This window comes from Rhizobium sp. CFBP 13726, from assembly GCF_014841925.1.
In the GTDB taxonomy this organism is placed as follows: Bacteria; Pseudomonadota; Alphaproteobacteria; order Rhizobiales; family Rhizobiaceae; genus Neorhizobium; species Neorhizobium soli.
In genome coordinates this window covers 1,234,313-1,259,150 of sequence record NZ_JACYUU010000001.1, presented here as the reverse complement: position 1 = coordinate 1,259,150, position 24,838 = coordinate 1,234,313, and the positions used below count along the sequence as shown (strand labels likewise).

At 60.8% G+C, this 24,838-nt stretch carries 24 protein-coding genes; 18 read left to right on the top strand and 6 right to left on the bottom strand.

Annotated elements, in window-relative coordinates:
- Positions 1–3 precede the first annotated feature (3 nt).
- The 8 genes from IFT66_RS06140 to lipA all read left to right on the top strand — a co-directional run bounded on the left by IFT66_RS06140 (position 4) and on the right by lipA (position 7,082).
- On the top strand, positions 4–1,443 hold the full coding sequence (locus tag IFT66_RS06140) for a pyruvate dehydrogenase complex E1 component subunit beta (protein ID WP_113165432.1): 1,440 nt from the start codon (positions 4–6) through the stop codon (positions 1,441–1,443).
- A gap of 9 nt (positions 1,444–1,452) precedes the next feature.
- Entirely contained in the window at positions 1,453–1,746 is a 294-nt protein-coding gene (locus tag IFT66_RS06135) for a hypothetical protein (RefSeq protein WP_062580997.1), read from the top strand.
- Between the two features lies 1 nt (position 1,747).
- Complete coding sequence (locus tag IFT66_RS06130; RefSeq protein WP_192077001.1) at positions 1,748–3,145, top strand: pyruvate dehydrogenase complex dihydrolipoamide acetyltransferase; 1,398 nt, start codon at positions 1,748–1,750, stop codon at positions 3,143–3,145.
- A 124-nt stretch (positions 3,146–3,269) separates the two neighbouring features.
- Positions 3,270–3,512, top strand: coding sequence for a hypothetical protein (locus IFT66_RS06125; RefSeq protein ID WP_192077000.1), 243 nt, complete (start codon positions 3,270–3,272; stop codon positions 3,510–3,512).
- Positions 3,513–3,559: 47 nt separating this feature from the next.
- Positions 3,560–4,198, top strand: coding sequence for an SGNH/GDSL hydrolase family protein (locus tag IFT66_RS06120; RefSeq protein ID WP_192077154.1), 639 nt, complete (start codon positions 3,560–3,562; stop codon positions 4,196–4,198).
- 77 nt (positions 4,199–4,275) lie between these two features.
- Positions 4,276–5,739, top strand: coding sequence for a dihydrolipoyl dehydrogenase (lpdA, locus tag IFT66_RS06115; RefSeq protein ID WP_192076999.1), 1,464 nt, complete (start codon positions 4,276–4,278; stop codon positions 5,737–5,739).
- A gap of 70 nt (positions 5,740–5,809) precedes the next feature.
- The gene (locus IFT66_RS06110; RefSeq protein WP_113167569.1) at positions 5,810–6,055 is read left to right on the top strand and encodes a GlsB/YeaQ/YmgE family stress response membrane protein; all 246 of its coding nucleotides are present in this window, start codon (positions 5,810–5,812) and stop codon (positions 6,053–6,055) included.
- A 37-nt stretch (positions 6,056–6,092) separates the two neighbouring features.
- Positions 6,093–7,082, top strand: a complete 990-nt coding sequence (gene lipA, locus IFT66_RS06105) for a lipoyl synthase (RefSeq protein WP_113110628.1) — start codon at positions 6,093–6,095, stop codon at positions 7,080–7,082.
- A gap of 27 nt (positions 7,083–7,109) precedes the next feature.
- Here lipA and IFT66_RS06100 read toward each other — a convergent pair whose 3' ends face one another.
- Positions 7,110–7,289: a hypothetical protein gene (locus IFT66_RS06100; protein WP_249406346.1), complete on the bottom strand. Its 180-nt coding sequence runs from the start codon at positions 7,287–7,289 to the stop codon at positions 7,110–7,112.
- 323 nt (positions 7,290–7,612) lie between these two features.
- Between IFT66_RS06100 and IFT66_RS06095 the strand changes: the two genes are divergently transcribed.
- A complete protein-coding gene (locus tag IFT66_RS06095; RefSeq protein WP_062456381.1) occupies positions 7,613–8,065 on the top strand; it encodes a type II toxin-antitoxin system RatA family toxin in 453 nt (150 codons plus the stop codon).
- Between the two features lie 6 nt (positions 8,066–8,071).
- On the opposite strand, the gene IFT66_RS06090 is transcribed toward IFT66_RS06095, so the two are convergent.
- Both IFT66_RS06090 and IFT66_RS06085 read right to left on the bottom strand, forming a co-directional pair.
- Entirely contained in the window at positions 8,072–8,575 is a 504-nt protein-coding gene (locus IFT66_RS06090; protein WP_192076998.1) for a CinA family protein, read from the bottom strand.
- Complete coding sequence (locus IFT66_RS06085; RefSeq protein ID WP_192076997.1) at positions 8,572–9,795, bottom strand: bifunctional 2-C-methyl-D-erythritol 4-phosphate cytidylyltransferase/2-C-methyl-D-erythritol 2,4-cyclodiphosphate synthase; 1,224 nt, start codon at positions 9,793–9,795, stop codon at positions 8,572–8,574. The genes IFT66_RS06090 and IFT66_RS06085 overlap by 4 nt, the downstream gene beginning before the upstream one ends.
- Before the next feature lie 147 nt (positions 9,796–9,942).
- Between IFT66_RS06085 and dusB the strand changes: the two genes are divergently transcribed.
- The 9 genes from dusB (at position 9,943) to IFT66_RS06040 (ending at position 21,603) form a co-directional block, all read left to right on the top strand.
- A complete protein-coding gene (dusB, locus tag IFT66_RS06080; protein ID WP_192077153.1) occupies positions 9,943–10,965 on the top strand; it encodes a tRNA dihydrouridine synthase DusB in 1,023 nt (340 codons plus the stop codon).
- Positions 10,962–12,107 (top strand): two-component system sensor histidine kinase NtrB, encoded by a 1,146-nt coding sequence (locus IFT66_RS06075; protein WP_192076996.1) that lies wholly within the window; start codon positions 10,962–10,964, stop codon positions 12,105–12,107. The genes dusB and IFT66_RS06075 overlap by 4 nt, the downstream gene beginning before the upstream one ends.
- Positions 12,107–13,558 carry a nitrogen regulation protein NR(I) gene (gene ntrC / locus IFT66_RS06070; protein WP_062456396.1) on the top strand — a complete coding sequence of 484 codons (1,452 nt, stop codon included), beginning with the start codon at positions 12,107–12,109 and terminating at the stop codon, positions 13,556–13,558. Before IFT66_RS06075 ends, ntrC begins: the two co-directional genes overlap by 1 nt.
- Positions 13,559–13,776: 218 nt before the next feature.
- Complete coding sequence (locus tag IFT66_RS06065) at positions 13,777–16,053, top strand: sensor histidine kinase NtrY-like (protein ID WP_192076995.1); 2,277 nt, start codon at positions 13,777–13,779, stop codon at positions 16,051–16,053.
- Positions 16,043–17,407 (top strand): nitrogen assimilation response regulator NtrX, encoded by a 1,365-nt coding sequence (ntrX, locus tag IFT66_RS06060; RefSeq protein ID WP_113110622.1) that lies wholly within the window; start codon positions 16,043–16,045, stop codon positions 17,405–17,407. The genes IFT66_RS06065 and ntrX overlap by 11 nt, the downstream gene beginning before the upstream one ends.
- Positions 17,408–17,416: 9 nt before the next feature.
- On the top strand, positions 17,417–18,277 hold the full coding sequence (locus IFT66_RS06055; protein ID WP_192076994.1) for a D-amino-acid transaminase: 861 nt from the start codon (positions 17,417–17,419) through the stop codon (positions 18,275–18,277).
- Positions 18,278–18,383: 106 nt separating this feature from the next.
- Positions 18,384–18,626, top strand: a complete 243-nt coding sequence (gene hfq / locus IFT66_RS06050; protein ID WP_007757453.1) for an RNA chaperone Hfq — start codon at positions 18,384–18,386, stop codon at positions 18,624–18,626.
- Positions 18,627–18,628: 2 nt separating this feature from the next.
- Positions 18,629–20,059, top strand: coding sequence for a GTPase HflX (gene hflX / locus IFT66_RS06045; RefSeq protein ID WP_192077152.1), 1,431 nt, complete (start codon positions 18,629–18,631; stop codon positions 20,057–20,059).
- Positions 20,060–20,331: 272 nt separating this feature from the next.
- Entirely contained in the window at positions 20,332–21,603 is a 1,272-nt protein-coding gene (locus IFT66_RS06040; RefSeq protein ID WP_174196563.1) for an MFS transporter, read from the top strand.
- Positions 21,604–21,695: 92 nt separating this feature from the next.
- Here IFT66_RS06040 and IFT66_RS06035 read toward each other — a convergent pair whose 3' ends face one another.
- The 3 genes from IFT66_RS06035 to IFT66_RS06025 all read right to left on the bottom strand — a co-directional run bounded on the left by IFT66_RS06035 (position 21,696) and on the right by IFT66_RS06025 (position 24,822).
- Positions 21,696–22,511, bottom strand: coding sequence for a ferredoxin--NADP reductase (locus IFT66_RS06035; RefSeq protein ID WP_062456411.1), 816 nt, complete (start codon positions 22,509–22,511; stop codon positions 21,696–21,698).
- A gap of 128 nt (positions 22,512–22,639) precedes the next feature.
- Complete coding sequence (locus IFT66_RS06030; RefSeq protein ID WP_062456415.1) at positions 22,640–23,149, bottom strand: DUF934 domain-containing protein; 510 nt, start codon at positions 23,147–23,149, stop codon at positions 22,640–22,642.
- On the bottom strand, positions 23,149–24,822 hold the full coding sequence (locus IFT66_RS06025; protein WP_192076993.1) for a nitrite/sulfite reductase: 1,674 nt from the start codon (positions 24,820–24,822) through the stop codon (positions 23,149–23,151). The genes IFT66_RS06030 and IFT66_RS06025 overlap by 1 nt, the downstream gene beginning before the upstream one ends.
- Between the last annotated feature and the right edge of the window lie 16 nt (positions 24,823–24,838).

Sequence of the window (24,838 nt, the reverse complement as noted above, 5' to 3'; positions counted from 1 at the left end):
TCAATGCCAATCGATATCCTGATGCCCGCGCTTTCTCCCACGATGGAAGAAGGCACGCTCAGCAAGTGGCTGAAAAAAGAGGGTGACAAGGTCACCTCCGGCGACGTGATCGCCGAAATCGAGACCGACAAGGCGACCATGGAAGTGGAAGCTGTGGATGAAGGCGTGATCGGCAAGTTGCTGATCGAGGCCGGCACCGAAAACGTCAAGGTCAACACCAAGATCGCAATCCTGCTTGCCGAAGGCGAAACCGCCGACGACATGAAGGCTGACAAGCCTGCACAGGAAAGTGCGCCCCAGGCAGATGCTCCGAAGGCCGATGCCGACACTCCGGCTGCAACTTCGGATGCTGCCGGCGGCAAGGCCCGCGAAGCCAAGGACGAGACACCTGCTGACGCCAAGGTCCCGGCCCAGCCGAAGATCGAAATTGCCGCCGATCCGGACATTCCAGCCGGCACCGAAATGGTGATGACCACGGTTCGCGAAGCACTTCGCGATGCCATGGCCGAAGAAATGCGTCGCGATGGCGATGTGTTCGTGATGGGTGAGGAAGTCGCCGAATACCAGGGCGCCTACAAGATCACGCAAGGCCTGCTGCAGGAATTCGGCGCGCGTCGCGTCGTCGATACGCCGATCACCGAACACGGCTTTGCCGGCGTCGGCGTCGGTGCTGCGATGGCTGGCCTGAAGCCGATCGTCGAGTTCATGACGTTCAACTTCGCCATGCAGGCGATCGACCACATCATCAACTCGGCTGCCAAGACGCTCTACATGTCCGGCGGCCAGATGGGTGCGCCGATCGTGTTCCGTGGTCCGAATGGTGCCGCTGCCCGCGTCGGCGCGCAGCACAGCCAGGACTATGCCGCCTGGTACAGCCAGATCCCGGGCCTCAAGGTCGTCATGCCCTATACGGCTGCCGATGCGAAGGGTCTTTTGAAGGCTGCGATCCGCGATCCGAACCCGGTCATCTTCCTGGAAAACGAGATCCTCTACGGACAGCAGTTCGAAGTGCCGAAGCTGGACGATTTCGTTCTGCCGATCGGCAAGGCGCGTATCCATAAAACCGGCAAGGACGTGACAGTCGTCTCCTTCGGTATCGGCATGGCCTATGCCACGAAGGCGGTTGCCGAACTCGAGAAGGACGGCATCGATGTCGAACTGATCGATCTTCGCACCATCCGTCCGATGGACCTGCCGACTGTGATCGAATCGGTGAAGAAGACGGGTCGTCTGGTCACCGTCGAGGAAGGCTATCCGCAGTCGTCGGTTGGCACCGAAATTGCCACCCGCGTGATGCAGCAGGCCTTCGACTATCTCGATGCGCCGATCCTGACGATCGCCGGCAAGGACGTGCCGATGCCCTACGCCGCCAACCTCGAAAAGCTGGCGCTGCCGAATGTCGGTGAAGTCGTTCAGGCGGTGAAGACCGTCTGCTACAAGTAAGGACCGGTTATGCCGAAATCTTCTGTGAAGCAGATTCTGCCGGTTTCCGGTTCTTGGTTCCGAGTGATCGGCACCAAGAACAACCCGGTCTTTGAAAGAATTGTGTTCTGGGCCTTGGTCAAGACCGAAGACACCGAGGTGATCGTCGGTGTCCCGCGCGAAGAGATTGGCGTGATTGGTGCCGTAGACGGCTGGCTTGAAGACGTTGCCGGTTACATCGAAGTGACGCCTGAGGACGTCACCCGGCTGACGGAACATCCTGACGAACTTGCCCAGTTTGAACTTGTGTGGGCGGAGGATTAACATGCCTATCAACATCACCATGCCTGCCCTGTCGCCGACCATGGAGGAGGGCAACCTCGCCAAGTGGCTGGTCAAGGAAGGCGATACGGTCAAGTCCGGCGACGTGATCGCCGAAATCGAGACCGACAAGGCGACGATGGAAGTCGAAGCCGTCGACGAAGGCGTTGTCGCCAAGCTGGTGGTTCCGGCCGGCACCGAAGGCGTCAAGGTCAACGCCCTGATCGCCATCCTTGCGGTCGACGGCGAAGATGTTTCGGCTGCCGCTTCCGGCGGCGAGGCTCCGAAGGCTGAAGCCCCGAAGGCAGATGCTCCGAAGGCTGAAGCAGCTCCTGCGGAGAAGGCGTCCGAAGCGCCGAAGTCCGAAGCCAGTTCCGACAAGCCGCTGACGGATGCCGCTCCGGCACCGTCGACGCCTGCTCCGAAGGCAGAAGACGGCAAGCGTGTGTTTTCGTCGCCGCTCGCCCGTCGTATGGCCAAGGAAGCCGGTCTCGATGTCACCGGCGTTACCGGCACCGGCCCACATGGCCGTGTCGTCAAGGCCGATATAGAGAAGGCAGCCGCTTCCGGCGGTGCAAAGTCTGCTCCGTCCGCGACGACGCCGGCAACCGCCGGTGCCGCTCAGGCTCCAGCCGCGCCAATGGCAAAGGGTCCGTCGGACGACAACATCATGAAGCTGTTTGCGGAAGGCTCCTACGAGCTTCTGCCGCATGACGGCATGCGCAAGACGATCGCCTCGCGCCTGACCGAGTCGACCCAGACGGTTCCATCGTATTTCGTTTCGATGGACTGCGAACTCGATGCCATGCTCAAGCTGCGCGCCGAGATCAATGCGTCCGCGCCGGTGAAGAAGACGGAGAAGGGTGAGGTTCCGGCCTTCAAGCTTTCCGTCAACGACTTCATCATCAAGGCGATGGCGCTGGCGCTTCGGGATGTTCCGATGGCGAACGCCTCCTGGACGTCTTCTGCCCGCGTCCTGCACAAGCATGCGGATGTCGGCGTCGCCGTCTCGATCCCGGATGGTCTGATCACTCCGATCGTCCGCAAGGCCGAAACGAAGACGCTGTCGGTCATCTCCAACGAGGTCAAGGATCTCGCCAAGCGGGCCCGCGACAAGAAGCTTAAGCCGGAAGAATACCAGGGCGGCACCACGTCGGTGTCCAACCTCGGCATGTTCGGTGTCTCCAACTTCACCTCGATCATCAACCTGCCGCAGGCCTCGATCGTCTCCATCGGCGCCGGTGTCGAAAAGCCGGTCGTTCGTGGCGGCAAGCTCGAAGTCGGCACGGTGATGACGGCAACCTTTGCCTTCGACCACCGCGTCATCGACGGCGCGCTCGGCGCGGAGCTTGCCTCGGCCTTCAAGCGCTACATCGAAAGCCCGATGGGCATGCTGGTTTAAAACAATCTCGGCCGCGGCCTATGTCGCGGCCGTTCCCATCCGCGAATGCGCTTGATGCGTGACATTTGTAAGCTGCTCCACCATATTTGATGGAGCGGAATACGGTCCGCTCAGGAGCGCGTCGATGGCGAATGAACCGGTAGATATGATCATGCCCATGCTGCGTGAAATACGCGGCGAAACGCATGAAATACGCGGTGAACTCGGTGCCGTAAAACAGCAATTGCACAAGCTTGAGATCGGCCAGAAGAGTATTCGCAATGCGCTGACCGCGGATACAATGCTCTCGAAGTTCATGACCGGTGATTTCGAAGAGCGGATATCCGTGCTTGAAAGCAAGGTCGAGACGCTGATGAAAGGGACCTGACCTCGACAGAGACAGGTCGGCAGGGAATGACTGGGCATATGGACACTATGAAAACCGTTCTCTGCTTCGGCGACAGTCTCACCTGGGGGTATGACCCCGTCGGTCCCGGCCGTCATGCGTTCGAGGATCGCTGGACGAGCGTGCTCGGCGCTGCACTTGGAGACGAGGTCACGGTCATTGCCGAGGGCCTGAACGGGCGCACGACCGGCTATGACGACCATCTCGCCGATTGCGATCGCAACGGCGTCAAGAATTTCCCGACGGTCCTGCATAGCCATATGCCGCTCGATCTGGTCGTCATCATGCTTGGCACCAACGATATGAAGCCTGTCATCGCCGGCACGGCGCATGCGGCGCGGGCCGGCATCCAGCGACTGGTCGCACTGATCCGCCATCACGAATGGTCGTTCGACTATGATGCACCGGACGTGCTGATCGTTTCGCCGCCGCCGCTTTGCGAGACCGGAGATCCGATCTTTTCGGCGATGTTCCAAGGCGGGATCGAGCAGTCGTCGATGCTGGCCTCGCTGTACCGCGATCTCGCCGACGAGCTCGGGTGCGGCTTCTTCGATGCAGGATCGGTCGCAAAGACCAGTCCGCTCGATGGTGTGCACCTGACGGCGGAAGACACCCGCGCCATCGGCCGTGGGCTTGAGCCGATCGTCCGGATGATGCTCGGTATCTGACCCAAGAATTCACATCGGCAGGCCGCTCATCGATGGTCGCCGCAGACACAGACTTAAAAAGACAAAGGCAGGAAACAATGGCTCAGTCCTACGATCTCATCGTTATCGGCGCCGGTCCGGGCGGTTATATCGCCGCGATCCGTGCATCCCAGCTGGGCATGAAGGTTGCCGTCGTCGAGCGCGAGCATCTGGCCGGCATCTGCTCCAACTGGGGCTGCATCCCGACCAAGGCGCTGCTTCGGACCGCCGACGTGCTGCATACAGCCCAGCATGCCAAGGATTACGGCCTGACGCTGGAAGGCACGATCACGCCCGACGTCAAGGCGGTCGTTGCACGATCGCGCAGCATTGCCAACCGCATGAACAGCGGCGTCGGCTTCCTCTTCAAGAAGAACAAGATCGATATCATCTGGGGCGAGGCCAAGGTCACCAAGCCGGCATCCGGTTCGCAGATGGCTGAGATCGTCGTCGGCAAGATCACCAAGGAGATCGTCCAGCCGCAGGGTCCTGTGCCCAAGAACACGCTGGGCGAGGGCACCTACACCGCCAAGCACGTCATCGTCGCCACCGGCGCCCGTCCGCGTGCGCTGCCGGGCATCGAGCCGGATGGCAGGCTGATCTGGACCTACTTCGAAGCGATGAAGCCCGAGGAGTTGCCGAAGTCGCTGCTGGTCATGGGGTCTGGCGCGATCGGCATCGAGTTCGCGTCGTTCTATCGCACGATGGGCGTCGACGTGACCGTGGTCGAGATCATGAGCCAGGTCATGCCGGTCGAGGATGCCGAAATTTCGGCCTTCGCCAAGAAGCAGTTCGACAAGCAGGGCATCAAGATCCATCTCGAAGCCAAGGTCTCTAAGGTCGAGAAGGGTGCAAACTCGATCACGGCCACGATCGAGAAGAAGGACGGCACGTCGGAGAAGATCACCGCAGACCGGATGATCTCGGCTGTCGGCGTGCAGGCCAATATCGAGAATATCGGCCTTGAGGCTGTCGGCGTGAAGACCGACCGCGGCTTCATCGTCATCGACGGCTACGGCAAGACCAATGTCGAGGGTATCTACGCGATCGGCGATGTCGCCGGCGGTCCGCTGCTGGCGCACAAGGCCGAGCATGAAGCCGTCGTCTGCATCGAGAAAATCGCCGGTCTGCCCAACGTCCACGCCATGGACAAGAGCAAGATCCCGGGCTGCACCTATTGCAATCCGCAGGTCGCGTCGGTTGGTCTGACGGAAGCGAAAGCCAAGGAGCAGGGCCGCGAGATCCGCGTCGGCCGCTTCTCGTTTGCGGCCAATGGCAAGGCCGTGGCCCTCGGCGAGGACCAGGGCATGGTCAAGACGATCTTCGACAAGAAGACCGGCGAGCTCATCGGTGCACATATGGTCGGGGCGGAAGTGACCGAACTCATCCAGGGCTTCGTCGTCGCCATGAACCTCGAGACGACAGAGGAAGACCTGATGCACACGATCTTCCCGCATCCGACGATTTCGGAATCGATGAAGGAAAGCGTGCTTGATGCCTATGGCCGCGTCCTGAACGCTTAGGTTTCAGCGCCGATTGCATATGGGCGGCTCGCCGCCCATATCTACTGAAGAGGTTTGAACGGAGTAAGACATGGGCGTGGGCTGGTTTGCAGCAATCATCATCGGAGGCCTGGCAGGCTGGCTTGCCGGCAAGCTGATGGATATGCGCTTCGGCATCTTCATGAATATCGTGATCGGCATTGTCGGCGCGGTGATTGCTAATGCGATCTTCGATTCTGCCAACATCCATGTTGCCAGCGGTTGGCTGGGTTACCTCGTGCAGGGTTTCGTCGGCTCGTGCATTTTGCTATTTGTCGCAAAACTCGTCAGGCGTTGACGGTACCCGCATTCAAGGCGGTTGAGGACAGTAATTTATGGTCACCATTCTCGACAGGATAAACCTCATCACCCCTGCAACGGGCGATGAGAAGCGTGTCCGCCATCCGGAAAAGGCGCATCGGCCCGATACCGAAGTGCTGCGCAAGCCCGAATGGATCCGTGTCAAGGCTCCGGTTTCCAAGGGGTATCAGGAAACCCGCTCGATCGTGAAGGAGCACAAGCTCGTCACTGTTTGTGAAGAAGCGGGTTGCCCTAATATCGGCGAGTGCTGGGACAAGAAGCACGCCACGTTCATGATCATGGGCGAGATCTGCACGCGCGCCTGCGCGTTCTGCAACGTCTCGACAGGAAAGCCGAACGCGCTCGACCTGTCAGAGCCTGAAAACGTCGCAAAGGCCGTCAAGGAGATGGGCCTGCAACACGTCGTCATCACCTCGGTCGATCGTGACGATCTGGCCGATGGCGGTGCGGAGCATTTCGAGAAGGTGATCTGGGCAATCCGTGCGGCGTCACCGCTGACGACGATCGAGATCCTGACGCCGGACTTCCTCAAGAAGCCGGGCGCTCTCGAGCGCGTCGTTGCGGCAAAGCCCGACGTCTTCAACCACAATATGGAGACGGTTCCTGGCAACTACCTGACGGTTCGCCCCGGTGCGCGGTATTTCCACTCGGTTCGTCTGCTGCAGCGGGTGAAGGAACTGGATCCGACGATGTTTACCAAGTCGGGCATCATGGTCGGCCTCGGCGAAGAGCGCAACGAAGTGCTGCAGCTGATGGACGACCTGCGGACCGCCGACGTCGACTTCCTGACGATCGGCCAGTATCTGCAGCCGACCCGCAAGCATCATGCGGTGATGAGTTTCGTGACGCCGGAGGAGTTCAAGTCCTACGAGACCGTGGCCTATACGAAGGGCTTCCTGATGGTGGCATCCAGCCCGCTGACGCGATCGTCGCATCACGCAGGCGATGATTTCGCCCGTCTGCGCGCCAATCGCGCCCGCAAGCTGCTCGCAGCAGCGGTGTAATCCGCACTTCTGCGGTCTGGCGGCCGATCACTCGGCCGCTTGAACCTTCTCGATCTTGTCCTGGTTCTTGTCCTGCCCGCGGCGGCGCTCGCGCAGCGTCGTGCGATGTCCGCGTGTCTCGGCTTTCGCCATTTCCACAAAATAGGCGAGCATGGGGAGCTGGTTCATATCGGCCAGTTGCTTGGCGGATTCGAGCAGCTTGATCATTTGTGTGAAGTCATCCATGGAATGCGTCTTTCCGACAGGTAAAAGCCAGTCATCTCCCGTGAAGCGTTATACGCAGGATTGATCCCGCGGATCATTACAACTTCATTGCTGAGACATTAAAATTATTTAATCTTCGGGCGTCCCGTTATCGAGCCGAGCGGCGACGTCCCAGATATGCCTTGAAGCAACAACCCGCCAGAGGGCGGGGCCATTTTTTTGGACGACAGCGAGAGCGCAGGATTTGGGCGCGCCTGATGTTGAAATCGCACCGACAGAGGCGTAAGCTTCTTGATCTTCTGCCTGTGCGCGATTAACTCCACGACATGCCCAAGTTCGAAATACGCCGCCCCGTCAAGCATAGTCCCGAGAAGATGTACGCGCTGGTCGCCGACATCGAGAAATATCCGGAATTCCTGCCGCTTTGTGAAGCGCTGTCGATCCGTTCCCGCAAGGAACGCGACGGCAAGGAGTTGCTGCTTGCCGACATGACCGTCGGCTACAAGGCGATCCGTGAGACTTTTACGACCCAGGTCCTGCTGCATCCGGCGGAGCAGGCGATCGATGTCAAATATATCGAAGGTCCGTTCAAGTATCTCGATAACCGCTGGCGGTTCGAGCCGGCGACGGACGGTTCCGACGGTTGCACCGTTGCCTTCTTCATCGACTATGAATTCAAGAGCATGATTCTCGGCGCGCTGATGGGTTCGATGTTCGACCGCGCTTTCCGCATGTTTGCTGAAGCGTTCGAAGCGCGCGCGGACAAGATCTACGCCTGATTGGGGTCAGGTTCTGGCCGCCGCCTCGAGCAGCATCTCCAGCGCCGTCCTGACGGTCGCAATCCGGATCTCGGTTCGGCCGATGTCGCCATAGCGCATCTCCCGGTGCAGGATCTTCCCGTTCCGGCCGCGCGCTGCGAGATGGACCAGCCCGACCGGCTTTTCGGCCGAGCCGCCGGCGGGGCCTGCTATGCCTGTTACGGCAACCGCGAGACCGGCGCGGGAGCGGAACAGGGCGCCAGTTGCCATCAGCAGGGCAGTTTCCCTTGAGACGGCGCCGTGTGTTGCAAGCACCGATGAGGGCACGCCCAGCATGTCCATCTTCGCATCGTTGGTATAGGTGACGAAGCCGCGGTCGACGACCGCCGACGAACCGGCGATTTCGGTCAGTGCTCCGGCGATCAGGCCGCCCGTGCAGGATTCCGCCGTCGAGACCATCAGCTTACGCGCCGAAAACGTCTCGATGATGTGGCGGGCCTGTGCCTCGATATCATCAGGAAACAGGCTCATGCCTTCACCGATCCGAACACAACGGTGGCGGTGGCGATCGCTGCGATCCCTTCGCCACGGCCGACAAATCCGATCTTCTCGTTCGTCGTCGCCTTGACCGAACAGCGGTCGAGCGAGATGCCGAGAATTTCGGCAAGCTTTTCGCGCATTTCCTGACGATGCGGACCGATCTTGGGGGCTTCCGCGATCAGCGACACATCGGCATTCATGATGGTTCCGCCGTGTTCGCGCACGATCTTCGCGGCGTGCTCAAGAAAGATCCGTGAGGCCGCGCCCTTCCACTGCATATCGGAGGGCGGGAAGTGGTCGCCGATGTCGCCGGCGCCGCAAGTGGCAAGCAGCGCGTCGGTGAGCGCATGCAGCGCCACGTCGGCATCCGAATGGCCGCTCAGCTTCTGATCGTGCGGAATGAAGATCCCGCACAGCGTCACGCCGTCGCCCGGCACGAGCTGGTGGACGTCGTAGCCATTGCCGGTGCGAACATCCGGCAAGTAGTGTTCGGCAGGGTTGCCCTGAGTGAGTTTTTCGTCCGCCATGTCGATATCCCGCTTCAGTGTCAGTTTGATATTGTCGACGGAGCCTTCCACAAGCGTCACGGCAAGGCCCGCCCATTCGGCGATAGAGGCATCGTCGGTGAAATCGTCGCGGCGAAGGGCTGCAGCCTTTTCATGCGCGGTGCGGATTTCCGAGAGACGGAAGCTCTGCGGCGTCTGGGCCGCATAAAGCCCCGCCCGCGACACCGTCTCATGCACCAGCCCGTCCGAGCCGCCACGCTTCAGCGTATCGGTCACCGCCATGGCCGGCAATATTCCGTCCTTGCCTGCGGCAAAGCTATCAGCGATGCGGTCCAGCAGCACGTGGTCGACGAAGGGCCGCGCCGCATCGTGGATCATCACGTGGGTCGCCTCGGTTGCCGCAAGTGCCCGCAGACCCTCGTAGACGGACCGCTGCCTGGTATCGCCGCCGAAGGTGACGATCACGTCGTCAGCTCCGGCAAGTCCCTCCGTGGAAGCCGCGTAGAGCGCCTCGTCTTCAGGATGGATGACGACGACGATCGGGCCGCTCTTTGGCCAGGTCAGAAATTTCTCCAGCGTATGATGGATGACCGGCAAGCCACCGATGCGGCGATATTGTTTTGGCCCGTCTCCCGGCGCACCCGCGCGCTCTCCGCGGCCAGCGGCCACGATGACGATGGCTATCTTGAAGATCTCGCCGTCCATGAGCCCTCGGAAATTGGTGGGAGGTTGACAGCCGCAGAACTATAGGACCAAAAGCCTTAATTCCAGCACGTCGCTTAAAAATAACGCAGCTCGTGAATTGCCCTTGGCAAACGCATGACTCCTGAATAAAAATAGTGCAGAAGAATTATCTGCCCGAAAGATCATCATTTGTCGCTCCCTGATCTATCCTCATCTTTTCATATCGGGCCAGTCGCCATCCGTAATCGGGTCGTTCTGGCGCCGATGTCCGGCGTCACCGATCTGCCGTTCCGCACGCTTGCCTGGCGTCACGGTGCGGGTCTGGTCGTGACCGAGATGGTGGCGAGCCGCGAATTGGTGATGAACCGGGAGGAATCCTGGTCGCGTCTGCAGGGAACGGGGATCACGCCGCATATGGTGCAGCTCGCCGGTCGCGAAGCGCACTGGATGGCGGAGGCGGCAAAGATCGCCGAAGCCAATGGTGCCGATATCATCGACATCAACATGGGCTGTCCGGCCAAAAAGGTGACGGGTGGCTATTCCGGTTCGGCGCTGATGCGCGATCCCGATCACGCGCTGTCGATGATCGAGGCGACCGTCAAGGCGGTCAACGTGCCTGTCACCGTCAAGATGCGGCTCGGCTGGGACGAGAATACCATCAACGCGCCAGACATCTCGCGCCGTGCCGAACAGGCCGGTGCCCGGATGATCACCATTCATGGCCGCACCCGCATGCAGTTCTACGAGGGCAAGGCGGACTGGGATGCCATTCGTGCCGTGCGCGATGAAATCTCGATCCCTCTGATCGCCAATGGCGATGTCGAAACGCCGGAAGATGCGGCCGAGATCATCCGGCGCTCGGGCGCCGATGCGGTCATGGTCGGACGCGGTGCGCAAGGTCGTCCCTGGCATATCGGATGGCTTGCCGGCGCTTCTGCACCGGGCCGCGAGGAGATGGCTGTCATCGTCGTTGAACATTACGAAGCGATGCTGGAGCTTTATGGCCGTGACGCCGGGCTTCGACACGCGAGGAAACATCTCGGCTGGTATCTCGACCGGTTCGCGCCGAACCTGCCGGCAGATCAGAAGGGCGCAATCATGATCTCGAAGGACGCGACCGACGTTTCGAAAAGAATGTCGTCGGCACTGCTCGACGGTGCGTTCGATGAGTCGGCAAGGAAGGCAGCATGACCAAGTCTCCCGCACCCGATGCCGCGCAGGGACAAGCGCTGGCCATGGCGGTTCTCAATTCCGTTCAGAACCCGGTCATTCTTGTCGATGCCGAAGGCAGGGTCGCATTTGCCAACTGGGAAGCCGAGTCGTTCTTTGGCTCCAGCGCCTCGCATCTGGCCAAGAACACGATCTCAAGTTTCATTCCGTTCGGAAGTCCGCTTCTTGCGCTGATCGATCAGGTTCGCGAACGCAGGGCGCCCGTCAACGAGTACCGTGTCGACCTTTCGTCGCCGCGTCTCGGACAGGAAAAGCTGGTCGACCTCTATGTGGCTCCTGTCGTCAGCGAACCGGGGTCTGTCGTCGTGGTGTTCCAGGAACGCTCGATGGCCGACAAGATCGACCGCCAGCTGACCCATAGGGCTGCGGCGCGATCCGTCACCGGCCTTGCGTCGATGCTGGCGCATGAGATCAAGAACCCGCTCTCCGGCATCCGCGGAGCAGCCCAGCTGCTTGAGTCGGTCGTGCCGGACGAAGACCGCTCTCTGACCCGGCTGATCTGCGACGAGACCGACCGCATCGTGTCGCTGGTCGACCGCATGGAGGTGTTTTCCGACGAGCGTCCGATCGACCGTATGGCGCTCAACATCCACTCCGTGCTCGATCACGTGAAGGCCATCGCCAAGGCCGGGTTCGGACGCGACATCAAAATCGCGGAAATGTACGATCCGTCGCTGCCGCCGGTCTATGCCAACCGCGACCAGCTTGTTCAGGTGTTTCTGAACCTCATCAAGAATGCCGCCGAAGCGGTGGGTGATCAGCCGGATGCGGAGATCATGCTGACCACCGCCTACCGGCCGGGCATCCGCCTGTCGGTTGCCGGCACGCGGGAGAAGATCTCGCTGCCGCTGGAATTTTGCGTCATCGACAACGGTCCGGGCGTGCCGGCCGATATCCTGCCGCATCTGTTTGACCCTTTCATCACCACCAAGACGAACGGTTCCGGCCTTGGTCTGGCGCTGGTTGCTAAAATCATCGGTGCCCATGGCGGCATCATCGAATGCGACAGCCAGCCGCGCCGGACGATATTCCGCGTTCTTATGCCCATGCACAAGGAAGAAGGCGGCGATGGCCGCGCCTTGAACTTCACAGGAAGCGATTAATGACTGCCACGATCCTTGTCGCAGACGACGACGCAGCCATCCGCACGGTTCTCAACCAGGCGCTGACCCGCGCCGGTTATGACGTCCGCATCACATCGAATGCCGCAACGCTATGGCGCTGGATTTCCGCCGGCGAGGGCGATCTCGTCGTGACCGACGTGATCATGCCGGACGAGAACGCGTTCGATCTATTGCCGCGCATCAAGAAGGCACGACCGGATCTTCCGGTACTGGTGATGAGCGCGCAGAACACGTTCATGACCGCCATCAAGGCCTCGGAGAAGGGCGCGTACGACTACCTTCCGAAGCCGTTCGACCTCACCGAGCTGATCGCCATCATCGGGCGGGCGCTGGCGGAGCCGAAGCGCAAGCCTGCCCGTCTCGACGACGATACGCAGGACGGCATGCCGCTGGTTGGTCGCTCGACGGCGATGCAGGAAATCTACCGCGTTCTGGCGCGTCTGATGCAGACCGACCTGACGCTGATGATTACCGGCGAGTCGGGCACCGGCAAGGAACTGGTCGCCCGCGCGCTGCATGACTACGGCAAGCGCCGCAACGGCCCGTTCGTCGCCATCAACATGGCGGCAATTCCGCGCGATCTGATCGAGTCGGAACTGTTCGGCCATGAGAAGGGAGCCTTCACCGGGGCCCAGAACCGCTCGACCGGCCGTTTCGAACAGGCAGAAGGCGGCACGCTGTTTCTCGACGAAATCGGCGACATGCCGATGGATGCCCAGACACGGCTTCTTCGCGTTCTTCAGCAGGGCGAATATACGACGGTTGGCGGTCGCACGCCCATCCGCACCGACGTGCGCATCGTTGCCGCGACCAACAAGGACCTGAAACAACTCATCAACCAGGGTCTGTTCCGCGAGGACCTTTATTATCGCCTCAACGTCGTTCCTTTGCGCCTGCCACCTCTCAGAGATCGCGCCGAAGATATTCCCGATCTCGTCCGGCATTTCATGCAGATGGCGGAGAAGGAGGGCCTCGACGGCAAGCGTTTCGAAACGGAAGCGCTGGATGCGATGAAGGCCTATGCCTGGCCGGGCAACGTCCGCGAGCTGGAAAACCTCGTGCGCCGCCTGATGGCGCTTTATCCACAGGATGTGATCACCCGCGAGATCATCGAAACGGAGCTTCGCTCCGATGTGCCGGATAGCCCGATCGACAAGATGACGGCCCGTTCAGGGTCTCTCACCATTGCCCAGGCCGTCGAAGAGAACATGCGGTCATACTTTGCCGGTTTCGGCGAAAACCTGCCGCCGCCAGGTCTTTACGACCGGGTTTTGACGGAAATGGAGTATCCATTGATCCTTGCCGCGCTGACGGCCACCCGTGGCAACCAGATCAAGGCAGCAGATCTTCTCGGGCTCAACCGCAATACGCTGCGCAAGAAGATCCGGGAACTCGGGGTTTCGGTCTATCGAAGCTCCCGCGGTGCGTAAGCGGTAGCGGCTTTTCTGCCACAATCGCTTGACACTCTTGCCTCATCGTTGCATTTTCGCCACAAAGCGTTGCTTAAACGTCACGCAGATTTACGCTTCGGTCCGAGCCTCCCGGCTTTGCCCGAGCAGCGCGAGTTTTCGTTGCAAATGAATGACTGGCGACTGCGTCCGGATGAGATATCCGCACCTGCCACGCCACGAAGGCCGGGGTTTTGATCATGACGGATGGCGCTGCATTGCAGTCGGCCGAGACAGAGCCGGCAGCTGTGGTTCACGATCGGCGTGCGTCCTTCGCGCTGCCGGGCCTGCTTCTTGCTGGTGGTGCGCTTATCTGCGCCACGCTGACATTGTTCGTGCTGTTGGGCGTAACCCCGGTAGCGCCGACAACCAATGTCGTCATAGCCTCTGCCGCGGTCAATTCGCTGTTCATTCTCGGCCTTGTCTACCTGATCGGCAGGGAGGTCGGACGACTGGTCAAGGCCAGGCGTCGTGGCCGTGCCGCGGCCCGTCTGCATGTGCGCATCGTCGTCCTGTTCTCGTTCGTGGCCATCACGCCGGCCGTGCTGGTTGCGATTTTCGCCAGCCTGACGCTGAGCGTCGGCTTGGATCGCTGGTTTTCGCTGCGCACGCAGTCGATCGTCCAGTCTTCGCAGGACGTTGCGCGGGCCTATATGATGGAGAACGCAAGTTACCTTCAGGGCCAGACCGTCTCGATGTCGAACGACCTTGAGCGGAACCGGGCGATGTATTATCTCGACCGGACCGGTTTCATCGATCTGCTGACCCGTCAGGCACGGGGTCGTGGTCTGCTCGGCGCCTTTCTGGTGCAGGAGGATGGCCAGGCGGTTGCGCAGGCCGACATCAAGACGGAAAAACCGCTTCCGGCCATTCCGCAGGATGCGCTCAAAAGTGCCGCCTCCGGCCAGCCGACGCTGATCCCGCCCGGCATCACCAACCTGGTCGGCGCCGTCATCAAGATCGACACGATCCCGGGCGCGTTTCTCTATACGATCCGGGCCGTCGATCCGCGCGTCATGAACGCGATGCGGCTGATGGAAGAGAACACAGCCGAATACAAGGCGATGGAAGCGGGCCGCATGTCGCTGCAGGTCGCCTTCGCCGTACTCTATCTCGGCTTTGCGCTGATCGTACTTCTCGCCGCCATCTGGGCCGCCATCGCGGTTGCCGACCGTATCGTGCGGCCGATCCGGCTGCTGATCAGTGCGGCAGACAGCGTCGCGACCGGCAATCTCAACGTGGTCGTGCCGGTACGCACTGTCGACGGCGATGTGGGCAGCCTGTCGCGCACCTTCAACAAGATGATTTCCGAGATCCGCAGCCAGCGCGACGAAATTCTTGAGGCCAAGGACGAGGTCGACGATCGCCGCCGGTTTATCGAAGCCGTGCTGTCGGGCGTGACCGCGGCCGTCATCGGCGTCGAGGCCGACCGCCGCATCACCATCGTCAATCCGACCGCGGAAGACTTCCTCGGTGCGCCTGCCGAGGAGTTGATGGGCAAGACGCTGGATGACGTGGCGCCTGAAATCAACCATGTGCTGACCGAGGCGACCGCCCGCTCGCGTGGGGATTTCCGCAAGCAGGTCAATCTGATGCGCAACGGCACCGAGCGGACGCTGTCCGTGCAGGTAACCCGTGAAGAGCAGCGTTCGCCGCAGGATGCCTATGTCATCACGCTGGATGACATTACCGACCTCGTCATTGCTCAGCGCTCCACTGCCTGGGCGGATGTGGCGCGTCGGATCGCGCACGAGATCAAGAACCCGCTCACCCCGATCCAGCTTTCCGCCGAGCGCCTGAAGCGCCGCTATGGCAAGCAGATCGATGCCAGCGACCGGGCTGTGTTCGACCAGTGCACCGATACGATCGTGCGCCAGGTGGGCGATATCGGCCGCATGGTCGACGAATTCTCCTCGTTTGCCCGCATGCCGAAGCCGGCCAAGGAAGATGCGGACCTGCGCGATATCCTGCGCGATGCCATCTTCCTGCGCGAAATGGGTGAGACACATGTGGACTTCATTCGCGAGCTCGGAGATCAACCGCTGAAAGGTCTGTTCGATGCCCGCATGCTGGGCCAGGCTTTCGGAAATCTCGTCAAGAATGCTGTCGAGGCGATCGAGGCGGTTCCGAGCGATCAAGAGCGCGACGGCCGCAAGATCATGGTTCGCGCGGCTCTCGAAAAAGGCCGGGACACGTTCGTCGTCGATATCATCGACAACGGCAACGGACTGCCGACCGAAAACCGGCACCGCATTCTGGAGCCGTATATGACGATGCGCGAGAAGGGCACGGGCCTTGGCCTCGCGATCGTCAAGAAGATCATCGAGGAGCACGGCGGACAGCTGGAGCTGCACGATGCCCCTCACGATTTCGATCATGGCAAGGGCGCCATGATCCGGGTGCTGCTGCCGCATGTCGAGCGGGTGGCAAAGCCCAACACAGATAATAACGATAGGGAACTGGCATATGGCATCTGATATTCTTGTCGTCGATGACGAGGCCGACATTCGTGACATCGTTTCGGGGATCCTGTCCGACGAGGGCCATGAAACGCGAACGGCCCACGATGCGGACAGCGCGCTTGCGACGATATCCGACCGTGTGCCACGGCTCGTCTTTCTCGATATCTGGATGCAGGGATCCCGTCTCGATGGGCTCGCGCTCCTCGAGGAGATCAAGTCCCGTCACCCGGACCTCCCTGTCGTCATGATTTCCGGTCACGGCAATGTCGAGACGGCGGTATCGGCCATCAAGCGCGGTGCCTTCGACTTTATCGAAAAGCCGTTCAAGGCCGATCGGCTGATCCTGATTGCCGAGCGGGCGCTCGAAAACTCCAAGCTGAAGCGCGAAGTGACCGAGCTGAAGCGCCGCACCGGTGACGCAGCAGAACTCGTCGGCACGTCGGTTGCCGTGTCGCAGCTTCGCCAGACGATCGAGAAGGTATCGCCCACCAACAGCCGCATCATGATCCTCGGCCCTTCCGGTTCCGGCAAGGAGCTGGTGGCGCGGATGATCCACAAGAAGTCCTCCCGCGTCACGGGGCCGTTCGTGGCGCTCAACGCCGCAACGATCACGCCCGATCGCATGGAGATCGCGCTGTTCGGCACCGAGGGTGGTCCCGGCCAGCCCCGCAAGATCGGCGCGCTGGAAGAGGCGCATCGCGGCATTCTCTATCTCGACGAGATCGGCGAAATGCCGCGCGAGACGCAGAACAAGATCCTGCGCGTGCTTGTTGATCAGCAGTTCGAACGCGTCGGCGGTTCCAAGCGGGTCAAGGTGGATGTGCGCATCATCTCGTCCACAGCCCTCAATCTCGAGAGTCTGATTGCCGAAGGGGCGTTTCGCGAGGATCTCTATCACCGCCTCGCGGTCGTGCCGGTCAAGGTGCCGGCGCTTGCCGAACGGCGGGAGGATATTCCGTTCCTGGTCGATATGTTCATGCGCCAGATCTCCGAGCAGGCCGGCATCCGCGCCCGCAAGATCGGTGACGATGCCATGGCGGTGCTGCAGGCGCATGACTGGCCGGGCAATATCCGCCAGCTGCGCAACAATATCGAACGCTTGATGATCCTTGCCCGCACCGACGGTCCTGATACGGCGATATCAGCCGACATGCTGCCGCCGGATCTTGGCGACATGCTGCCGAAAGTCTCGGCGAAGGGCGATGTCCACATCATGACGCTGCCCCTGCGTGAGGCACGCGAAATGTTCGAACGCGACTATCTCGTCGCGCAGATCAACCGCTTCGGCGGCAACATTTCGCGCACCGCGGAATTCGTCGGCATGGAGCGCTCGGCGCTGCATCGGAAACTGAAGTCGCTGGGCGTGTAAGGGATCACCATGCGTATCGCTTACGTCAACGGCCAGTATGTCAGGCACTCCGAAGCTGCGGTTCATATCGAGGATCGCGGTTTCCAGTTCGCTGATGGTGTCTACGAAGTCTGCGAGGTCCGGGACGGGCTGATCGTTGATCTGACGCGGCATCTGAACCGGCTTGACCGGTCGCTGAGCGAGCTGCGCATGGTCCAGCCCATGAGCCGCGCGGCACTCACGCTCGTCATCCGGGAAGTGCTTCGCCGCAACCGGGTTCGCAACGGCATCTTCTACATGCAGGTGACACGCGGTGCGGCGAAGCGCGACCATTTCTTCCCGCCGGAGGGCACGGCTCCGACCATCACGATCACCGCCAAAAGCACCGATCCGTCTCTGCTTGCCAAGAAATACGCGACCGGCATCAAGGTGATCACGCTCCTTGAAAACCGCTGGGATCGAGTCGACATCAAGACTGTCGGCCTCTTGCCCAACGTTCTTGCCAAGCAGCAGGCCCGTGATGCGGGTGCCCATGACGCGATCTTCGTGACGCGCGACGGCATGGTGCTGGAAGGTGCGTCGGCCAATGCCTGGATCGTCACGCCGGATGGCGAGCTCGTCACGCGGCCGGCCGAGCACGGGATCCTGAAGGGCATCACCCGCACCACGGCGATCGATGTTGCGGCAAAGCTCGGCCTGGTTTTTGTCGAGCGGGAGTTCTCCGTGGACGAAATGCATGGCGCCCGCGAGGCCTTCATGACATCCGCAACCGGCATTTGCGTTCCCGTCGTCGAGGTCGATGGTAAGCCCGTCGCGAACGGCCATCCAGGCACCGTCTCAAGCGATATAAGGGACGCTTTTTTCGCGATTGCGGAGAAGACGGCGATTTGATAACCACACTGTCAGGGGAAGGGAAACACGAGGGCGTTTCCCGCTTAACTCTAGAAATTTTGATCAGCTTCCGGCAATGACCGGCAAGAAAGAAAGAAGCGACGCTATGGCGGAACGTTCTCAGAACCTGCAGGATTTGTTTCTCAACACAGTCCGCAAACAGAAGATTTCCCTGACGATATTCCTGATCAACGGGGTGAAGCTCACGGGCGTCGTGACCTCGTTCGACAATTTCTGTGTGCTTCTACGCCGTGACGGACACTCGCAGCTCGTGTATAAGCACGCTATCTCCACCATCATGCCGGGCCAGCCGATGCAGATGTTCGAGACCGAAGAAAACGCTGCTTAAGGATCGATAGAATCTCCAATCGCGATACCTCGAACGAATCAATAGTCCCGGAAGCTGAAAAGCACCGGGACGACATGCGCGCAGTCGTCATCGTGCCTGTGCTGAAACAGAGCCGGACACGCAGCGGGCAGGGTGAGGCGACAGCCACGCCTGTGCCCTCAAGACCTGCCGCACCGCAGCGATCCAACGAAGCCCGGCTGGAAGAAGCGACCGGCCTTGCGCGCGCGATCGATCTCGAGATCGCCGAAGGCATGATCGTGACCGTCGGTCAGCCGCGTCCGGCCACGCTGATGGGCACCGGCAAGATCGAAGAGATCAAGGCACTTCTCGACGAGAAGGATGCCGGGCTCGTCATCGTCGATCATCCGCTGACACCTGTCCAGCAACGCAATCTCGAGAAGGAATGGGGCGCCAAGGTCATCGACCGCACCGGCCTCATTCTGGAAATCTTCGGCCGCCGTGCCTCCACCAAGGAAGGCACGCTGCAGGTCGATCTCGCTCACCTGAATTACCAGAAGGGCCGCCTCGTTCGGTCCTGGACCCACCTTGAACGCCAGCGCGGTGGTGCGGGCTTCATGGGCGGTCCCGGTGAAACCCAGATCGAAGCCGACAGACGGCAGTTGCAGGACAAGATCATCAAGCTCGAGAGGGAGCTTGAACAGGTCGTGCGGACCCGCCAGCTGCACCGCGCCAAACGCCGCAAGGTGCCGCATCCGATCGTGGCGCTTGTCGGTTATACCAATGCCGGCAAGTCGACGCTGTTCAACCGCATTACCGGCGCCGGCGTTCTGGCCGAGGACATGCTGTTTGCGACGCTCGACCCGACGCTGCGGCGGATGAAGCTGCCGCATGGCCGCACGGTCATCATGTCCGATACGGTGGGTTTCATCTCCGATCTTCCAACCCACCTTGTGGCCGCCTTCCGTGCGACGCTGGAAGAGGTGCTGGAAGCCGATCTCGTGCTGCATGTGCGCGATATGTCCGATCCTGATAACGCCGCCCAGTCGGCTGACGTGCTGCGCATCCTCGCCGATCTCGGGATCGACGAGAAGGAGAGCGAGAAGCGCATCATCGAGGTCTGGAACAAGATCGACCGGCTCGACCCGGAAAGCCACGACGCGCTGTTCGAGCGTGCCCAGGGCCGCGCCAATATCATGGCCGTCTCGGCGATTACGGGCGAAGGCGTCGACGCGCTGCTCGATGAAGTCTCGAACAGGCTGTCCGGCGTGCTGACCGAGGCCGAGATCGTGATCCCGGCCGATAAGCTGGCACTCGTCTCCTGGGTCTACGGCAATGCCGTGGTGAGCGAGCGTGAGGACAATGAGGACGGCTCGGTGACGCTGGTCGTCAAACTCACGGATCGGCAGGCTTCTGAACTGGAGCGCAGGCTCGGGAACGGCGCAAAGCCGGACAAGGAAGAGTGGGAGCGGTAAGACGCTCCTTCTTCATTCCCTGTAGCTGCTGCGAAGGTTCGCGTGAGCGTATTTCCCTCCAATGGATGGTAATTCGCTTTGTGAACCTATGTCGGAAAACACCAGTCCAGTAATGCTCTATTGTGATACGTATTCATCTTCGTGGTGCGAAGCTAACACACTGACAATATTTGAGTATTAAATAGGATTTACGGGTAATTCACGGGCGGCGGAAGCAACCAAAGCTTGGCGGATGCATTTAGGCTGCGCTCTCCAGCTAAGGTTCGCTCCTGATGACATCATCCGTTCTTCACAAATCTGCGGGTGGCAATCCACCGCGCATCTTCTCCGACCGATCTCTGGCGGCGCTCTGCCTCCTCAATTTCTTTCTAGCCGATGCGCGTGATGGGCTCGGGCCGTTTCTTGATGCTTTCCTTGCGACGCAAGGCTGGTCATCGATGTCACTCGGCCTGATCGCCACGGTCGGGGGTTTGATCGGGCTTGCCGCAACGCCGCTTTGTGGGGCGCTGGTCGATGGAACGTCGTGGAAACGGGCGCTCGTTGCCATTCCGGTCGTGGTGGTCACCGCTGCAGCGCTGGTGACGCTTCTTTCCCCCAATCCGGCAATTGTCTGGATCGGTCAGATCGGGACCGCCGTCGTCGGCGCCGTGATCGGTCCGGCACTGGCCGGCCTGACGCTGGGTCTCGTCGGCGAGAAGCTGTTTTCGCAACAGATCGCTCGCAACGAGTTCTGGAACCACACAGGCAATTTCGCCTCGCTGTTTGCCGTCTATGTCATCATCTCGCTGTTCGGCCAGGGTGGCATGATCTGGCTGATGATCGCGACGGCGTTCGGTGCTCTTGCGGCAGTCGCAATGATCGATCCTGATCGCATCGATCACAAGGTCGCCCGCGGCCTTGCGGCGAACGACGGCAGCGGAGCAGACGCTAGCGCGGCGGAGGCGCCATCCGGGTTCAGTGTGCTTCTGAAAAGCCGGGGACTTATTCTGCTTGCACTGATCCTGATGATCTTCCATTTCGGCAACGCGCCGATGAGCCGGTTGATCGCCCAGCAGTTCGCCATCGAACTCGGAACACCATTCCGGACCACGGCGATCATCACAGGCATTGCCCAGCTTTCGATGGTGGCTGTCGCGGTCGTGACGCCGTTCCTGATCCGAAGGCTTGGCCTTGCCGCGACGCTTGCGATCGGGCTTGCAGCGCTGCCGATCCGCGGGTTGATCGCCGGCAGCTTTGACGGTTTCTGGGTCGTGTGGCCCGTCCAGATCCTCGACGGCGTCGGTGCCGGGCTGCTTGGCATCGTCACACCGGTTGCAGTGGAACGCATCCTGAAGGGTACAGGCCGTTTCAATGTCGGATTTGCGAGCTTGATGACGGTCCAGGGCCTCGGCGCATCGCTCAGCAACGTCGTTGCCGGCTATGTGGTCAGCCAGGGAGGCTATGCGGTCTCGCATCTCGTCGGGGGCGGCGTCGCGCTGATCGCCGTGGCCGTCTTCGCGATCTACCACAAGGAAATCGCGCCATCGCAAAAGTCGATTGGCTGAAAAATGAATGCCGCGATCCCGGCTCAGTTCGGGGATCGCGGCATTTATATTCAAATCATTAGGTCGGTCTTTTAAACCAATATCTCAGAAGCTCAGCCGACGAACGCGCGTTCGATAACGAACTCGCTCGGCTTGTTGTTGGCACCTTCGGTGAGGCCTGCATTCTCTAGACGTTCCTTGGTGTCTTTCAGCATCGCAGCCGAGCCGCAGATCATGCCGCGGTCGACAACGGGGTCGAGCGGCGGCACGCCGAGATCGGTGAACAGCTTGCCATTGTCGATCAGGTCCGTGATGCGGCCCTGATACGGGAACGCCGCGTCGCGGGTGACGGTCGGATAATGCTTCAGCTTGGTGCCGACGACTTCGGAAAGGAACTCGTGATTGCGGATCTCTTCCATCAGGTCGAAACCGTATTTCAGCTCCGCCACTTCGCGGCAGGTATGGGTCAGGATGACCTCATCGAACTTCTCGTAGGTTTCCGGATCGCGGATCAGGCTTGCGAACGGAGCGATGCCTGTACCTGTCGAGAACATGTAGAGACGCTTGCCCGGCGTCAGCGCGTCGAGCACAAGCGTTCCTGTCGGCTTCTTGCGCATCAGAACCGTATCGCCCGGCTTGATCGCCTGCAGATGCGAGGTCAGCGGGCCATCCGGAACCTTGATCGAGAAGATCTCGATCTCCTCGTCCCAGGAGGGGCTGGCAATCGAATAGGCGCGGTAGATCGGCTTATCGCCGACCATCAGGCCGATCATGGCAAATTCGCCTGACCGGAAGCGGAAGCCTGCCGGACGTGTCATGCGGAAGCGGAACAGATGATCCGTGAAATGCTCCACCGAAAGCACGGTTTCGGCGTAGACTCCATCCGGGATCTTCACGGCAAACTCTTCGGTCTTGGCAGGTGCGTTCATAGTCTCGTCCGTTACTCGGTCAGATTGGTTTCGCAGCAGCGAAATACACTATCGAGCCGCGCTTATGAAGCAATCGGCCGCGCTTTCTGGCCGATCGCTTAGAAAATATGTCTTCTGAGGTCAGCTTTTCAAGCCGGCACAGAGCGGCGGCGCCAGCTATAGCCTTCGCCTGGCTCCGCAGGACGGGCCGTTGGCTGGTAGTGAACGTCAATGCCGGGCAGGCGGCCTTCCTCCAGACGCTGCAGCGCCGTCGCGTTGGTGACCGCGAAACTGTCGATGCCACAGCGCAGCATCAGCGGCACCTGATCGATCAGCACGTCGCCCACGGCGCGCAACTCGTTCTTGTAGGCCAGACGATCGCGCAGCAGCGAGGCATGGCTGAAGGCGCGGCCATCGCTGAAGGCCGGAAATTCCACCGCCACCAGTTCGATGCGGTAGAGATAGGGCTCAAGCTTCCGGACGTCGTCGGCGGGCTTGATCAGCACACCGAGACCGACATCGTTGCTGGCTTCCGCCTTCTCGATGAATTCGGCAAGGGCTAGAAGCGGCTTCTGCTCGCCCTCGGCCTTTACCTCTTCCGTCTCGATCACCCATTGGTCGTTGGCGACGAAGCCGGTTTCTCTCCAGATCTTCGCCATCACGCCGCCTCCGCCTTCGCGTCACCGTAGAGCGCATCCTTGAAGGGCTGCGGTCCAACCCGGCGATAGGCGGCGAGGAAGGTTTCTTCCTGGCCATGCCGAAGCCCGAGATAGGTGTTGACGATGGTTTCGATCGCGTCCGTCACCTTCGACGGCTCGAAGCCGCGACCGATGATTTCGCCGATCGAGGTGTTCTCGTCGGCCGAACCGCCAAGCGTGATCTGGTAGAGCTCGGTGCCCTTCTTCTCGACGCCCAGAAGGCCGATATGGCCCACATGGTGGTGGCCGCAGGCGTTGATGCAGCCGGAGATCTTGATCTTCAGCTCACCGATTTCCGCCTGCCGCTCCGGGGAGCCGAAGCGCGTGGAGATTTCCTGCGCGACCGGGATCGAACGGGCGTTCGCCAGCGCACAGTAATCCAAGCCGGGACAGACGATCATGTCCGTGATCAGGTTGGAATTTGCCGTTGCCAGATTGTGTGCGGCGAGGGCGCGATAAAGCGGCTCGAGATCGGCCAGCGCCACATGCGGCAGGATGACGTTCTGCTCGTGGCTGATGCGGATTTCGTCATGGCCGAATTCTTCGGCCAGATCGGCCATCGCATCCATCTGCACGTCGGACGCATCGCCCGGAATGCCGCCGATGGGCTTCAGCGAGATGGTGACCATGCCGTAGTCCGGATGCTTGTGCGGCTGAACGTTCTGATCCACCCAGCGGGCAAAGTTCTCGTCCTGCCGCTTCCAGCTGGCGAGTTCCTCCCAGCCCTCGGCGCGGTTCGCCAACGCGGGCGGTGCGAAATAGGCGGTGATCGCCTCGATATCCTGTTCCGGCAGTTTCAGCTCGGTGCCCTGCAGGTGCTGGAATTCTTCTTCCACCTGACGGGTCAGTTCCTCGACGCCGGTTTCGTGCACGAGGATCTTGATGCGGGCCTTGTACTTGTTGTCGCGGCGACCGTTTAGATTGTACACGCGCATGATCGCGGTCGTGTAGGAGAGGAGATCCTCTTCCGGCAGGAAGTCGCGGATCTTCTTGGCGATCAGCGGCGTGCGGCCCTGTCCGCCGCCGACATAGACGGCAAAGCCGATCTCGCCCTTGTCGTTCTTCTTCAGGTGCAGGCCGATATCATGCACCTGGATCGCGGCACGGTCGCGCTCAGCGCCGGTCACGGCGATCTTGAACTTGCGGGGCAGGAACGAGAATTCGGGATGGACCGACGACCACTGGCGCAGGATTTCCGCGTAAGGTCGCGGATCGGCGACTTCGTCGGCTGCAGCGCCTGCGAAATGATCCGCGGTGACGTTGCGAATGCAATTGCCCGATGTCTGCAGCGCGTGCATTTCGACGGTTGCGAGTTCGGCGAGGATATCCGGCGTATCCGACAGTTTCGGCCAGTTGTACTGGATGTTCTGCCTGGTGGTGAAATGGCCGTAACCGCGATCATACTTGCGGGCGATATGGGCAAGCATCCGCATCTGCTTTGCATTCAGCGTGCCATAGGGGATCGCGACGCGCAGCATGTAGGCATGCAGCTGGAGATAGACGCCGTTCATCAGGCGCAGCGGCTTGAACGCATCCTCGGCAAGCGCGCCGGAGAGGCGGCGCTCCACCTGATCGCGGAACTGCTCCACGCGGCTTTCAACAAATGCGTGGTCGAATTCGTCGTAACGATACATGATGTTCCTGAACTCT

Coding starts and splice junctions, on each gene's coding strand:
- IFT66_RS06130 (WP_192077001.1), top strand. CDS start 1,748: ATGCCTATCAACATCACCATGCCTGCCCTGTCGCCGACCATGGAGGAG.
- IFT66_RS06120 (WP_192077154.1), top strand. CDS start 3,560: ATGAAAACCGTTCTCTGCTTCGGCGACAGTCTCACCTGGGGGTATGAC.
- IFT66_RS06085 (WP_192076997.1), bottom strand. CDS start 9,795: ATGGACGGCGAGATCTTCAAGATAGCCATCGTCATCGTGGCCGCTGGC.
- ntrX (WP_113110622.1), top strand. CDS start 16,043: ATGGCATCTGATATTCTTGTCGTCGATGACGAGGCCGACATTCGTGAC.
- ntrC (WP_062456396.1), top strand. CDS start 12,107: ATGACTGCCACGATCCTTGTCGCAGACGACGACGCAGCCATCCGCACG.
- lipA (WP_113110628.1), top strand. CDS start 6,093: ATGGTCACCATTCTCGACAGGATAAACCTCATCACCCCTGCAACGGGC.
- IFT66_RS06025 (WP_192076993.1), bottom strand. CDS start 24,822: ATGTATCGTTACGACGAATTCGACCACGCATTTGTTGAAAGCCGCGTG.
- hfq (WP_007757453.1), top strand. CDS start 18,384: ATGGCGGAACGTTCTCAGAACCTGCAGGATTTGTTTCTCAACACAGTC.
- IFT66_RS06100 (WP_249406346.1), bottom strand. CDS start 7,289: ATGATCAAGCTGCTCGAATCCGCCAAGCAACTGGCCGATATGAACCAG.
- lpdA (WP_192076999.1), top strand. CDS start 4,276: ATGGCTCAGTCCTACGATCTCATCGTTATCGGCGCCGGTCCGGGCGGT.
- IFT66_RS06125 (WP_192077000.1), top strand. CDS start 3,270: ATGGCGAATGAACCGGTAGATATGATCATGCCCATGCTGCGTGAAATA.
- IFT66_RS06140 (WP_113165432.1), top strand. CDS start 4: ATGCCAATCGATATCCTGATGCCCGCGCTTTCTCCCACGATGGAAGAA.
- IFT66_RS06110 (WP_113167569.1), top strand. CDS start 5,810: ATGGGCGTGGGCTGGTTTGCAGCAATCATCATCGGAGGCCTGGCAGGC.
- IFT66_RS06040 (WP_174196563.1), top strand. CDS start 20,332: ATGACATCATCCGTTCTTCACAAATCTGCGGGTGGCAATCCACCGCGC.
- IFT66_RS06030 (WP_062456415.1), bottom strand. CDS start 23,149: ATGGCGAAGATCTGGAGAGAAACCGGCTTCGTCGCCAACGACCAATGG.
- IFT66_RS06065 (WP_192076995.1), top strand. CDS start 13,777: ATGACGGATGGCGCTGCATTGCAGTCGGCCGAGACAGAGCCGGCAGCT.
- IFT66_RS06055 (WP_192076994.1), top strand. CDS start 17,417: ATGCGTATCGCTTACGTCAACGGCCAGTATGTCAGGCACTCCGAAGCT.
- IFT66_RS06135 (WP_062580997.1), top strand. CDS start 1,453: ATGCCGAAATCTTCTGTGAAGCAGATTCTGCCGGTTTCCGGTTCTTGG.
- IFT66_RS06095 (WP_062456381.1), top strand. CDS start 7,613: ATGCCCAAGTTCGAAATACGCCGCCCCGTCAAGCATAGTCCCGAGAAG.
- IFT66_RS06035 (WP_062456411.1), bottom strand. CDS start 22,511: ATGAACGCACCTGCCAAGACCGAAGAGTTTGCCGTGAAGATCCCGGAT.
- IFT66_RS06090 (WP_192076998.1), bottom strand. CDS start 8,575: ATGAGCCTGTTTCCTGATGATATCGAGGCACAGGCCCGCCACATCATC.
- IFT66_RS06075 (WP_192076996.1), top strand. CDS start 10,962: ATGACCAAGTCTCCCGCACCCGATGCCGCGCAGGGACAAGCGCTGGCC.